This is a genomic window from Methylocapsa palsarum, assembly GCF_900114285.1.
Lineage (GTDB): Bacteria > Pseudomonadota > Alphaproteobacteria > Rhizobiales > Beijerinckiaceae > Methylocapsa > Methylocapsa palsarum.
Genome location: NZ_FOSN01000006.1, coordinates 165,200 through 177,500, shown reverse-complemented (window position 1 = coordinate 177,500; position 12,301 = coordinate 165,200). Strand labels below are relative to the sequence as shown.

Annotated in this window: 12 protein-coding genes and 1 tRNA gene (1 of these 13 only partly in view); 8 read left to right on the top strand and 5 right to left on the bottom strand. The window is 64.0% G+C overall.

The genetic code is table 11. The features are described 5' to 3' along the window. On the bottom strand, positions 1–191 hold the 5' portion of the coding sequence (locus tag BM177_RS08855) for a hypothetical protein (RefSeq protein WP_091681226.1). The gene continues 136 nt to the left of window position 1, outside the view; only the first 191 of its 327 coding nucleotides appear in the window; its start codon is at positions 189–191; the stop codon falls past the left edge of the window. 318 nt (positions 192–509) lie between these two features. Here BM177_RS08855 and BM177_RS08850 point away from each other — a divergent pair, with 318 nt between their 5' ends. After that, complete coding sequence (locus BM177_RS08850) at positions 510–815, top strand: hypothetical protein (protein ID WP_091681224.1); 306 nt, start codon at positions 510–512, stop codon at positions 813–815. A gap of 299 nt (positions 816–1,114) precedes the next feature. Then, positions 1,115–1,393: a hypothetical protein gene (locus BM177_RS08845; RefSeq protein ID WP_139223569.1), complete on the top strand. Its 279-nt coding sequence runs from the start codon at positions 1,115–1,117 to the stop codon at positions 1,391–1,393. Positions 1,394–1,421: 28 nt separating this feature from the next. Here BM177_RS08845 and BM177_RS08840 read toward each other — a convergent pair whose 3' ends face one another. After that, a complete protein-coding gene (locus tag BM177_RS08840) occupies positions 1,422–2,567 on the bottom strand; it encodes an extracellular solute-binding protein (protein ID WP_091681221.1) in 1,146 nt (381 codons plus the stop codon). Positions 2,568–2,747: 180 nt separating this feature from the next. On the opposite strand from BM177_RS08840, the gene BM177_RS08835 reads away from it, so the two are divergent. The 5 genes from BM177_RS08835 to BM177_RS08815 all read left to right on the top strand — a co-directional run bounded on the left by BM177_RS08835 (position 2,748) and on the right by BM177_RS08815 (position 7,391). After that, positions 2,748–3,182, top strand: a complete 435-nt coding sequence (locus tag BM177_RS08835; RefSeq protein ID WP_091681219.1) for a GlcG/HbpS family heme-binding protein — start codon at positions 2,748–2,750, stop codon at positions 3,180–3,182. A 40-nt stretch (positions 3,183–3,222) separates the two neighbouring features. Then, positions 3,223–3,777 carry a bifunctional adenosylcobinamide kinase/adenosylcobinamide-phosphate guanylyltransferase gene (gene cobU / locus BM177_RS08830; RefSeq protein WP_091681217.1) on the top strand — a complete coding sequence of 185 codons (555 nt, stop codon included), beginning with the start codon at positions 3,223–3,225 and terminating at the stop codon, positions 3,775–3,777. Positions 3,778–3,866: 89 nt separating this feature from the next. After that, positions 3,867–4,775 carry a sulfate adenylyltransferase subunit CysD gene (gene cysD / locus BM177_RS08825; RefSeq protein WP_244532219.1) on the top strand — a complete coding sequence of 303 codons (909 nt, stop codon included), beginning with the start codon at positions 3,867–3,869 and terminating at the stop codon, positions 4,773–4,775. After that, positions 4,775–6,700: a sulfate adenylyltransferase subunit CysN gene (gene cysN, locus BM177_RS08820; protein ID WP_091681213.1), complete on the top strand. Its 1,926-nt coding sequence runs from the start codon at positions 4,775–4,777 to the stop codon at positions 6,698–6,700. The genes cysD and cysN overlap by 1 nt, the downstream gene beginning before the upstream one ends. 202 nt (positions 6,701–6,902) lie before the next feature. Further along, complete coding sequence (locus tag BM177_RS08815; RefSeq protein WP_091681353.1) at positions 6,903–7,391, top strand: MmcB family DNA repair protein; 489 nt, start codon at positions 6,903–6,905, stop codon at positions 7,389–7,391. Positions 7,392–7,443: 52 nt separating this feature from the next. On the opposite strand, the gene BM177_RS08810 is transcribed toward BM177_RS08815, so the two are convergent. From BM177_RS08810 to ffh, 3 genes are all read right to left on the bottom strand, one after another. After that, on the bottom strand, positions 7,444–9,429 hold the full coding sequence (locus tag BM177_RS08810; protein ID WP_091681210.1) for an AI-2E family transporter: 1,986 nt from the start codon (positions 9,427–9,429) through the stop codon (positions 7,444–7,446). Positions 9,430–9,514: 85 nt separating this feature from the next. Next, positions 9,515–9,871: a 30S ribosomal protein S16 gene (gene rpsP / locus BM177_RS08805; protein ID WP_091681208.1), complete on the bottom strand. Its 357-nt coding sequence runs from the start codon at positions 9,869–9,871 to the stop codon at positions 9,515–9,517. A gap of 122 nt (positions 9,872–9,993) precedes the next feature. Continuing rightward, entirely contained in the window at positions 9,994–11,604 is a 1,611-nt protein-coding gene (gene ffh / locus BM177_RS08800) for a signal recognition particle protein (protein ID WP_091681350.1), read from the bottom strand. Positions 11,605–12,185: 581 nt separating this feature from the next. On the opposite strand from ffh, the gene BM177_RS08795 reads away from it, so the two are divergent. Next, positions 12,186–12,262: transfer RNA gene (locus BM177_RS08795), tRNA-Arg, on the top strand. Positions 12,263–12,301: the final 39 nt, after the last annotated feature.

The window sequence follows — 12,301 nt, the reverse complement described above, 5'->3', positions numbered from 1 at the left end:
TTTGAAACCCAGACATTCGCCGCGCCGAGATGGCGGCGCCGCTCGTTCGGATGGTTCGGCGGAACGATCTCAGGGCTGTACTCGCAGGCGGTGATGACCACGACCGATGTCGTATTGACCGGGATTTGAAAGTTGCGGGTCACCCGACCCTTCATCGGCTGCGAATAATAGACGCGGAAAGTCTGAGCCATATGTGTCCTCCGTTTCATACGGGACGATTGATCTTCGCCCTTCGTGACGCATAGGCCTCATCGCATCAGCCGTCCTTAAAACGCCCTTAAGTTTCAATTAATCATGCCTTTAGCCCGTTCGCCCGCGACGCTCCTCAAGCCGCGCGCCGGAGCCTTTGTCGCGGAGCCTCTGTTGTTCTTTGCCGGGAAGCCGCCTCGGTCGGCCCACCGTCCGGCTCCGCGCCACAGCGCCGGTTGAGTCGGGGTCGCGCCGGGCTTAAGACTGATACGCGGAGTCCGGCGCACAGGCTGGCCGGGCATTTTGCAGGAGACGAGCTTATGTCGGGAACGATCGTCAATCTCATCATTCAGCTGCTCAGCGGAGCCGCCGGCGGCAATATCGCCGGCGGAATTCTCAAAAACCTTCCCCTCGGACCAATCGCCAAGACCATCAGCGGCGCGCTCGGCGGAGGGCTCGGCGGCACGCTTCTCCAAAGTCTCATCCCGGCGCTCTCGGGAGCCGCCTCAACGGGCGGCTTCGATATAGCGACGGCGGCCGGTCAGGCGGTCGGCGGCGGCGTCACCGGCGCGATCGTCACCGTCATCGTCGGACTGATCAAGAACGCTGTGTTCAAGTCCAAATAATTCTCTCCTGCGATCACGCCGGGCCGGCGTCGTCCGGTCCGGCGAGGCGCGAAGCTGGCGGCGATTCGTTCGTTTTTTCTTTCGGACCGCCGGCTCTTTATCCCGCGTCCTCACAATTTCTCGCGCGTCCCCTTGGAAGCGCGATTCCTCGCGCCACTTAAGGTGAAGCAGAGCCAGCCGGATCCGGATGGGCCTGGCGAAATTACCGCGCTCGAGCGCGGCGCCCGACGTTGTCCAGCGACAGACTGGCCGCAAGAAACGCGGCGAAAAAATGCGTCGCGGCAGCGGAGGAAACGTTCATGTCAGCCATCATCGTCGCCCTACTCATTCAGATCGCCGTGGGGATCATCGTAGGCAACGGGATTCGCCTTGCGGTAAAGGGCGTGCCGCTCAGCATCCTTGCGGCCACGGTGCTGGGCGCCGCCGGCGCGGCCATCGGCGGTCAGCTGGTCAGCGCCTTCACCGGCATCACGACCCTCGACGCCGGCACACTCGCCGTACAGATTTTGATCAGCGCCGTCGTCAGCGCGATCTTCACCGTCATTATCGGCGGGATGCAAAGAGTGAAAGAATATTGATCTGGCCCAGGCCGCCGTCGCCCGCGCCTCATTTTCCGGATTTGATCTTCATCCACTCGCGGGCGGCGAATGCCCGCGCGGCGGCGTCGGACATTGGCGCGGCGAACAGCCTGGAGAAAGATTGGGGATCGGGATAGGTCGCCTTGAGATCCGATATTTCTCTTTTGATCAAAGATTTCGCCTCAAGAACGCCGCTCGCGAGCCGCGTCGCGTTGGTGTTGCGCGCGGCGTTTTCCGGCCGCAACAGAAAATCGATCAAGGCGTAGGCTTCGGACGGGTGCGGCGCGTCTTTCAGAATCGCGAGATTATCAAGCGCGATTAACGTTCCCTCCTTTGGAGCCACGAAATCGACGTCGATCTGATTGTCGGCCTCCTTCGCTCGGTTGCGGGCCTGGACGCTCTCTCCCGACCAGCCGACCGCGAGGCAAATATCGCCGTTTGCGAGCGCGTCGGCGTAATCGGCCGAAGTGTATTTCTTGACGTAGCGCCGCATCCCGCCGAGGAGATCGGCCGCCCGTTTCAGATCGGCCTGGCTCTTCCCCGCGGGATTGAGACGTAAATAATTCAGCGCGATCGGGAAAAGATCCTGCGGGCTGTCGAGGACGTAAATTCCGCAATCGGCGAATTTCTTTAAAATTTCGGGTTTGAAGACGACATCCCAGGAATTCAACGGCGCCTCGCCAAGCCTCGCCCTGGCTTCTTCCACGTTGTAGGCGACGCCGGCCGTGGACCAGAGATAGTTCGCCGCATATTGATTGCCGCGATCGTAGGCGGACAGCAGCGTCGCGATCTCGGGCCACAGACTGGCGGCGTGTGGAAGTTTCGCCTTGTCCAGCTTCAGCAAGCCGCCGGCGGCAATCTGCCGTTGCAGAACCGGACCCGGAAGAATCGCCACGTCGTAGCCGGAGTCGCCGGCGGCCAGGCGCGCCTCGAGCGCCTCCTCCGACGCATAGGCGTCGTAAAAGACCCTGACGCCGGTTTCTTTCGTGAAATCCCTCAGAACCGCCGGGTCGACGGCGTCGCTCCAGCCAAAAACACTGACGCTTTTCTCCAGGGCGAAGCCGGGGGCGGGCGGCCAGACCGCGCAGAGCGCAACCACCCAGAGCGCGGCCGCACGGCGCGCCGCGATGACGAAGCTCGATTGAAGCTGCTTGCTCGAAGCTTTACGGGACATCTATCGATTGATCCGGGTGATGACGGGTGGAGCGGCCGAAAATATACGCGCGCGTTTCGATCGAAGCGCCATTGACCTTCCTTCAAAACCGCTCGATCAGTGCACAGCGGAACCAAGACCGCAACCCGGCGGAGCCAGGACAACCGGCGGAGCCAAGACCCGCAACCACGGAGGATTGAAATGCACGTCACAATCGAACACGCGGAGAGCGCCATCGCCGCAGCGCGCAAGAAGGCCAAGGAGCTCGGCACGCAAATGTGCATCGCCGTCGTCGATTCGGGCGCGAACCTCAAGGCCTTCTACCGGATGGACGACGCCTGGGTCGGCAGCATCGACATCGCCATCAAGAAAGCCAAGACCGCCGTCTTCTTCGGCATGCCGACGGGCCTCATCGGCAAGCTGTCGCAGCCCGGCGGCTCGCTGTATGGAATCGAACATTCGAACGACGGCCTGATCACCTTCCCCGGAGGTCTTCCCATCGTCGATAATGAGGGCGTCCTTGTCGGCGCCGTCGGGGTCAGCGGCAGTTCCGTCGAGAACGATCACGCCGTGGCTCAGGCCGGCGTCGCCGTCATCGGCGTCAGCGATCTGCCGGCGCATCCCTGGCGGACCTGACCCTCCCTCGACCAGACCCCGTTCGTGAACTGGACCAGGTATGCCGGCGGGCGGTGATCCCATCAAAAGCCTGCTCGTTGTCGGCGGCGCCCGCTCCGGCAAGAGCCGCTTTGCGCAAAGAATGGCGGAAGCGTCCGGCCGGTCCCTTGTCCTGATCGCGACGGCGCAGCCGCTCGACGCCGAGATGGCGGACCGCATCTCCCGCCACGCCGCCGACCGCGACGCCCGCTGGACGCTCATTGAGGCGTTTTTCGACCTCGGCCAGACGTTGCGGCGGGAGGCGCAGCCGGAGCGGCTTCTGGTCGTCGATTGCGTCACATTATGGCTCAGCAACCTTCTTTTGCGCGGGGATGACCTTTCCCCGCCCATAAAGGATCTGGCGCGGACGGCCGCCCGTCTCGAGGGGCCGGTCATATTCGTCTCGAACGAGGTCGGCGCGGGAATTGTCCCCGACAACGCCCTCGCCCGGGCCTTCCGGGACGCGCAGGGAATGTGCAACCAACGGCTGGCCGAGGCCTGCGACGCCGTGACGCTCGTGACCGCCGGGATCGCGACACAGATCAAACCCGGTCCGGAGCCGGTGTTTCGGTTCTGACTGGCCTGGCTCTTGCGCCGTTGCAAATGAAGCCGCCAAAGAATAATAACATTCGCTCCGTAGAATTCTGCGTATTACAGGAATTATTTGTGAAAAGTCAGGCCTCCCCCCATCTGCGCCGGCTCGAGGCGGAGGCGATCTTTATCCTGCGCGAGGTCGTCGCCGAGTTCGAGCGGCCGGTCATGCTCTATTCGATCGGCAAGGATTCCAGCGTCATGCTGCATGTGGCGCAGAAGGCGTTCTATCCCGCCAAGCCGCCGTTTCCGCTTCTTCATGTCGACACCACCTGGAAGTTTCGCGAGATGATCACGTTTCGCGACGAGGCCGCGGCCCGCGTCGGGATGGAGCTTCTCGTCCATGTCAACGAGGATGGCGTCAGGCGCGGTATTTCGCCGTTCGCGTCCGGTTCCTCCCTCCATACCCAGGTCATGAAGACCGAAGGCCTGCGCCAGGCCCTCGACAAATGGAAATTCGATGCGGCGTTCGGGGGCGCCCGGCGCGACGAGGAGAAAAGCCGCGCGAAGGAGAGGATTTTTTCCCATCGCTCGGCGGCGCATGCCTGGGACCCGCGCAACCAGCGGCCCGAACTCTGGCGTCTTTTCAACACGCGCATCAAACAGGGCGAATCGATGCGGGTCTTTCCATTGTCGAACTGGACGGAACTCGATGTCTGGGACTACGTCACCGCCGAGGAGATCCCGGTCGTGCCGCTCTATTTCGCCAAGAAGCGTCCCGTGGTCGAGCGCGAAGGCGCCCTCATCATGGTGGACGACGACCGCATGCCTTTGCTGCCTGGCGAGACCCCGCGCATGGAGGAGGTCCGCTTCCGCACCCTTGGCTGCTATCCCCTGACCGGGGCGATCCCTTCCCAAGCGGCGACGCTGCCCGAAATCATCGCCGAAATGCGCGCCTCGACGACCTCCGAGCGGCAGGGCCGCCTGATCGATCACGACGAATCGGGCTCGATGGAAAAGAAAAAGCGCGAGGGCTATTTCTGATGGCGAACGTCGCGAACGCTGTTCCCGCGCCCTTGGCGCTCCACGAAAAATCCCCGCTTCCGACCCTGCGGCTGCTCACCTGCGGGTCAGTCGACGACGGCAAGTCGACGCTCATCGGCCGCCTGCTCTTTGAACAGAGCCTCATCCTCGACGATCAGCTGGCCGCGCTCGAACGCGATTCCCGGCGTCACGGGACCGATGGCGACAACATCGATTTCGCGCTTCTCGTCGATGGACTCGAGGCCGAACGCGAGCAAGGCATCACGATCGACGTCGCCTACCGCTATGTCTCGACGCCGCGGCGCGCGTTCATCATCGCCGACACGCCCGGCCACGAGCAATACACCCGCAACATGGCGACCGGCGCCTCCGGAGCCGATCTCGCGATCCTTCTCGTCGATGCGCGCAAGGGCTTGCTCACCCAGACCTGCCGGCACGCCGCGATTGTCTCGCTGACCGGAATCCGGCACGTCGTGCTCGCCGTCAACAAGATCGACCTGACCGGATTCGACAAGGCCGGATTCGACAAGATCGTCGCGGACTTCCAGACCTTCGCCGCCCCGCTCGGATTCGCGTCGATCCGGCCGATCCCGATTTCGGCCCGGCATGGCGACAATATTTCGGCGAAGAGCGCGAATACGCCCTGGTACGGCGGCCCGGCCCTGCTCGACTATCTCGAGACGATCGACGTCGACGAGGACAAAAGCGGCCAGCCGTTCCGCATGGCGGTGCAATGGGTCAACCGCCCCCATCTCGATTTCCGCGGTCTGGCGGGCACGATCTCCGGCGGCTCGATCAAACCCGGCGACGAGATCGTCGTCGCCGGAAGCGGGCGCGCGTCGAGGATCGCGCGCATCGTTACCGCCGACGGCGATCTGCCCGTCGCCTCTGCGGGCGAAGCCGTGACCCTCACCCTCGCCGACGAACTCGACGTCGCGCGCGGCGATCTGCTGTGCGATCCGAGGAACCGTCCGGAAGTCTCGGACCAGTTCGCCGCGCATCTCATCTGGATGAGCGACGAGACGCTCCTGCCCGGCCGCTCCTATCTGATGAAAAGCGGCGCCCGCACCGTCCCCGTCACCATCACCGAGCTCAAGCATCGGCTCGACGTCAATACGCTGGGCGAACTCGCCGCCCGTTCGCTGACCCTTAACGAGGTCGGCTTCTGCAACCTCGCGACGACGACGCCCATCGCCTTCGATCCCTACAAGAACAACCACGACACCGGCGCCTTCATCCTCATCGACCGGGCGAGCAACGCCACGGCGGCGGCTGGGCTGATCTCGTTCGGGTTGCGCCGGGCGCAGAACATCCACCGCCAGGGCCTCACCATCGCCAAGAGCGACAGGGCGCGGCTGAAGCACCAGAAACCCGCCGTCCTGTGGTTCACCGGCCTTTCCGGCTCAGGCAAATCGACCATCGCCAATCTGGTCGAGACCCGCCTCTACGCGCACGGCGTCCACACCGTCCTGCTCGACGGCGACAATGTCCGTCACGGCCTCAACAAGGACCTCGGCTTCACCGCGACCGACCGCGTCGAGAACATCCGCCGCGCCGGCGAGGCGGCGAAGCTGATGGTCGACGCCGGACTCATCGTCCTCTGCTCGTTCATCTCGCCATTCCTGGCCGAGCGCGCGCTCGTCCGCGGCCTTGTCGAACAGGGCGAATTCATCGAGATCTTCGTCGATACGCCGCTCGCCGAATGCATCGCCCGCGACCCCAAGGGCCTCTACAAGAAGGCGATCGCCGGAGAAATCAAGAATTTCACCGGCATCGACCAGGCTTACGAGGCCCCGGAAACGCCCGACATCATCGTCGGGCGCGAGGGGCAAAGCGCCGATCAGGCGGCCGCGAAAATCGTGACGGCCTTGATCGCACGCGGGTTCATCGACCGTATGGACATGTCCGACGACTGGTCGATCTGAGGAAGCTTTTTCTGACGGGCGTTGACCGCCGTTCGAGCCTTGGCGGACGGCGAAAAAGGCCTCAACCGTCCGCAAGCGTCCGGCGAAATGCGCAGACCGCGGCTGTTCGCGAGCATGGGCGATCCAGCGGCGGCGTCTTGACCTTCAGCCCCGCACAGGGTTTGTTCGTTATCCGTTCTTTATGAGATGGCGCGCCCGCCGCATGGATAGCCTCGAACTCGACCTTCTCGCGCCGCGTGACGGGCGCCAGTCCCCAGCCGCGCTCCTTGTCGCGCGCGGAACGCGGCGGCTGTTGCGGCGGCTGCGATTCGCCAGCGTCACCGAACTCCCTCTCCCCTCGGGGCGGCGGGCGGACATCGTGGCCCTCGCCAAGGATGGAACCATCCATATCGTCGAAATCAAATCCTCGCTCGCCGATTTTCGCGCCGACCAGAAATGGCCGGATTACCGCGCCCATTGCGATAAGCTCTATTTCGCCATCCACGAGGCGACGCCGACCGAGATCATGCCGCCGGACGCGGGGCTGATCCTCGCCGACGCCTATGGCGCCGAAATTTTCCGGGAGGCTCCCGTACACCGGCTTGCGCCCGCGACGCGGCGGACGATGCTGATGCGCTTCGCCTGCGCCGCCGCGCACCGGCTGCACGATCTCAGCGACCCCGAGGTTGTGAGCTTCGGACCGCTGGGCTGACCTTGAGCATATTTTCGTCGATGGGATTGATTCAATCCGATCGGAATATGCTCTATGCGGCGCCCATAAGCGGTTTCGGGTCAGGAACAAGATCGGATGCCGATTCGAGGGCAGGCTCCGCCGGCGGTTGCGCCTCCCCGAGGCAGATCGTCAGCGCGTCCCTGAAATTCGTCGCGCAGAAATCCGGCTTCATCTCCGCCCGCAACTCGCCCGCCCGCGCCGCGCCGATCCCCCAATAGCCCGCCAGAATTTTTACGCCGGGCAGCCTGCGACGCAGCCGCCGGATGGCGATGCGCGCGCTCGTCGAATTTTCATCGGCGTCGAAAAACGAAAGACACGCCATTTGCGCCCTTGCGTCCGACAGCCGCGCAATCCGTCCGGCGGTGAGCGCCCCGGCCGGTTCGACCCTCGCGCCGACGCCATTCTTTTCGAGCAGCTGAGCCAGCAGCGCCGCCGCCGCTTCGTCGAGAGCGCTGCGGCCCGCAATACAAAGGACCGGCGTCTCGAGATTCCAGCCCGGCGCGAGGACGCGCGGGGCCGGGCCAGACCCCAGACCTTCGCGACCATCCTCCGGCGCGGCGTCAGCGGCGCCGGCATGATCGGACAGGTCCTCGATCACTTCATCGACAGTGTCCTTGACCCGGCGCTGCCGCGTTTCGTCGAGCACGCCGCGCCGCAGATCCGCCTGCGCCAGCGCAAGGGCGGGCAGCGCCACCTCGTCGTAATAGGCGGCGAGAGGATGATCTTTCAAGAAAATTTCGGCCTGTTCGGCGACCTCCGACGAATCGCCGACGAGGGTCCGCTCGTAGAACGTTTCGACCGGCGTGAGCGGCGGCGCGTCGCCGAAGATGACGTCGAGAAAGGCGAGCCGGTCGACGTGACGGCCGAGCACGACGAGGCAAACGGTCAAGGGCGTCGAGAGGACAAGACCGATCGTTCCCCAGAGCCATGTCCAGAAGGTCGCAGAAACCACGACCGCGATCGGCGAAATTCCGGTGTGATGACCATAAAGCCATGGCTCCACCACATAGGCGACGATCGTTTCGACACTGAGAAAAAGCGCGAGGGTCTGCAGCGCCATGCTCCAGCCCGGGTCGACGGCCGAGGCGACGATGATCGGAAAGCCCGCCGAAATAAAGGAACCGATATAAGGCACGAACCGCATCAGGAACGCGACGATGCCCCACAAGATCGGGCTCGGCACGCCGATCAGGAAAAGACCCGTTCCGACGACGAGGCCAAACGAGCCGTTCACCAATGTCTGGACCAGAAAGAATTTGCTGAGGCGGCCGGCGGCGTCGTTCATTGCGAGGGTCGTGCGCTGCAGGTCGCCGGAGCCGACGAGCCGGATAAAGCGATTGCGCAGATCCTCCCGCTGCAACAGGATGAACACGACGAACACGACCACGAGAAACGTGGTCTCCAGCGGCGAAAGCGCGGTCCCCGCGATCGTCTGCAAAATATCGAATGGCCCTTTGTCCGGCTGGTGAACCTCAACCGGAATCGGGGCGGCGGCTTCGCCGTTCACGGCGGCGGCGGAACCGTTCAGGGACGTTCCGCGCCGGTCCCGCGGCGCGTCCGCCGCGCTAGGCTGCGTCGGCGCATGAGGGCTCGCCTGCCCCAGGCCTTTGATCGCGGAAGCCAGTTTCGTGAAGGCTGCATTATCGGCGACGGCGTCGCGCAGGTTCCGCACCTTGGCGCTGACGGTCGTCTGATATTTCGGCAAATCGGCGGCGAGATCGGCGGCCTGCCGCGTCAGGACGGCGCCGACGACGAAAGCCATGGTCAGCGTCGCGACGACGACGCCAGCGACCGAGAGCGTGCGCCCGAGCCCCAAACGCCTCAACAAGAGAATGGGCGGCGACAGCACGAAGCTCAAAAGAATCGCGATAGCGATGGGAATGAAAATTTCGCGCCCGACATAGAGCGCGGCGACGCCCAGCACGACCACGAAAAGCGTCGCCATGAAATCGAGCGTTCGGGCCAGATCCGGCTCGACCTGAGGCCGCGCGGCAGACCGTGCAAAAAAATCGCTCATCACCGCTCCCGCTTTCGAAAAAGCAGCAACGCGGCGTGGGAACGGAGGTTCCGGCGCCGCGCTTAAGGCGGCGCCGGAAACAGGATCAAGCCTCGGCGGCGGGCGCGGCCGCCTTGGCCGCCGTCGCGGCGGCGCGCTCCTGCGCCTTTTTCTTCGGAAGCCCCTGTTTGGGATTATTTTGCGGCTCGCGCTTCAACACGCCAAGCCCGTCGAGAAGGCGTGCGACACGGTCGGTCGGCTGCGCGCCTTTGGCGATCCAGGCCTGGGCCTTTTCCTGATCCAGCACGAGACGGTCGGCCGAATCCTTCGCCTTCAAGGGATCGAAGACGCCAAGGCGTTCGATGAAGCGGCCATCGCGCGGCATGCGCGAATCGGCGACGACGACGCGGTAGAAGGGGCGCTTCTTGGCGCCGCCGCGAGACAAGCGGATTTTCAGGGGCATTCGTTCAGGTTCCTTTCAATAAAACGATTTCGTCCAAAAACGATTTCGTCCGGTCCAATCCAATTTTTAGCTTCGCCTTATGGCGCGTTTCGCCAACGGTTTCAGTCTCGTGGCCGATCCGCTCACTTCTTCTTTCCGAACGGGTTCAGCCCGCTCAAAAATCCTCCGCCAGATCCTGTCCCTCCGCCAAGTCCCGGCAATTTGGGCGCGCCCGCGCCAAGACCAGGCGGCGGCGCAGCCCCCGAAGGCTTCGGACCGACGGGAGCAAGCGGAGCGCCGGGCTTCTGGCCCAGCTGCTTTTGAAGGGCGGCGAGCTGCTCCTGCGTCGGCTGCGGCATTTTCGCGAGCGGATTGCCTCCTGACCCCATGCCCATCCCTGCGCCTGGAACGCCGAGCATCGACGCCATCTTGCCGAGGGCGCCGCCGCCGCGCTTCATCCCGCCCATGGATTTCATCATGTCCGCCATCTGGCGATGCTGCTTCAAAAGCTTGTTGACGTCCTCGACCCGCATTCCGGAGCCGGCGGCGATGCGTTTTTTGCGCGACGCCTTGAGGACGTCCGGGTTGCGGCGCTCCTCACGGGTCATCGAGAAAATGATCGCGCGCTGGCGCTTGATGACGTTTTCGTCGAGCCGCGCCGAGGCCAGCTGGTCCTTCATCTTGGCGACGCCGGGCAGCATGCTCATGATGCCGCCCATGCCGCCGATCTTTTCGACCTGCGCCAGCTGGTCGGACAAATCCTCGAGATCGAATTTGCCCTTGCGCATACGCTCGGCGATCTTCTGCGCCTTTTCATGGTCGATCGTCTCGGCCGCCCTCTCGACGAGGGAGACGATGTCGCCCATGCCGAGAATCCGGTTCGCGATCCGCGAGGGGTGAAAATCCTCCAGCGCGTCCATCTTCTCGCCGGCGCCGAGCAGTTTGATCGGCTTGCCAGTGACCGCGCGCATGGAGAGCGCCGCGCCGCCGCGTCCGTCGCCTTCGACCCGCGTCAGCACGATGCCGGTGATGCCGACCCGTTCATCGAAGCTTTTGGCGAGATTGACCGCGTCCTGACCGGTCAATGCGTCGGCGACGAGAAGAATTTCGTGCGGCGAGCTGGCGGCCTTGATCTCGGCCATCTCCTGCATCAGCGCTTCGTCGATATGGGTGCGCCCCGCCGTGTCGAGCAGCACCACGTCATAACCCTGGAGGCGGGCCGCCTGTTCGGCGCGTTTGGCGATCTGCACCGGCGTCTGGCCGACGATAATAGGCAAAGTGTCAACGCCGACCTGGCGGCCGAGCACCGCGAGCTGCTCCTGCGCCGCCGGGCGCTTCACGTCGAGCGAGGCCATCAGGACCTTGCGTTTCATCTTTTCGTTCAGGCGCTTCGCGATCTTCGCCGTCGTCGTCGTCTTGCCCGCGCCCTGCAGGCCGATCATCATGATCGCGACCGGAGGCGCCGCGTCGAGATTGATCGGCTCGGCCTCGGCGCCGAGCGTCTCGATAAGGACGTCATTGACGATCTTGACCACCATCTGGCCCGGCGTCACCGACTTGATGACATTGGCCCCGACGGCGCGCGCGCGCACCTTGTCGACAAAGGAGCGCACCACGTCGAGCGCGACGTCGGCCTCGAGCAAGGCCTTGCGGACTTCGCGCAGCGCGACATTGACGTCCCCCTCCGAGAGGGCGCCTCGCCGGGTCAGCGTATCGAAAATGCCGGAGAGCTTTTCCGAAAGGCCTTCGAACATGCGTCTATCCTGTCGCTTTGCCCGTCCGCTGGGGCGGGGATGAAGAAGGCGGCCGCGGCGGCGGCGGTTCAAGGGTCCCGGGTCTTCGTCTTGACCCGAGGCCAAACTAAAATCGGCGTCGTCCCGTCGCTTCGCCAGAGAAGTCCGCGCGAAAGATCAGGCGCGAGGCGTCCAAGGCGAATCCCGCTCAGTTCAGGTTCGTTCGCGCCAACGCAAAGCACGCCCGGGGGCGCAACGCGCTGCCGGACGTTCACCGCTTGACTCGAGGGACAAGACGGCTCGCTGAAACAAAGCCCCTTTTTCTGAGGAGACGGAAAGGTTCTGGCGCGCCCACCGCGCGAAGTCAAGCTCGGCGCGTGTCCGCAATTTTCGCGTCCGCATGAATTGCGCGGGGGGATCGGGGCGGGGCGGCGAGGCGTCAAGCGGGCGAGGAGCGTGGACGAGGATCTCCTCCGACGGACCGAAACCCGCGCTATTTCCCCCCGGACGCGAACATGTTAAATCAGCGGGTGGTCAAATCAGCAGGCGATTCCGGAGGAATTTGCGCCGGAACGACGGCGCGACGCAGGCTAAACTTGCAGGTCCCGGTAGCTCAGCAGGATAGAGCAACGGTTTCCTAAACCGTAGGTCAGGGGTTCGAATCCCTTCCGGGACGCCATCAAAATCAATGGCTTGAGACATATGACGTAAAACCAGC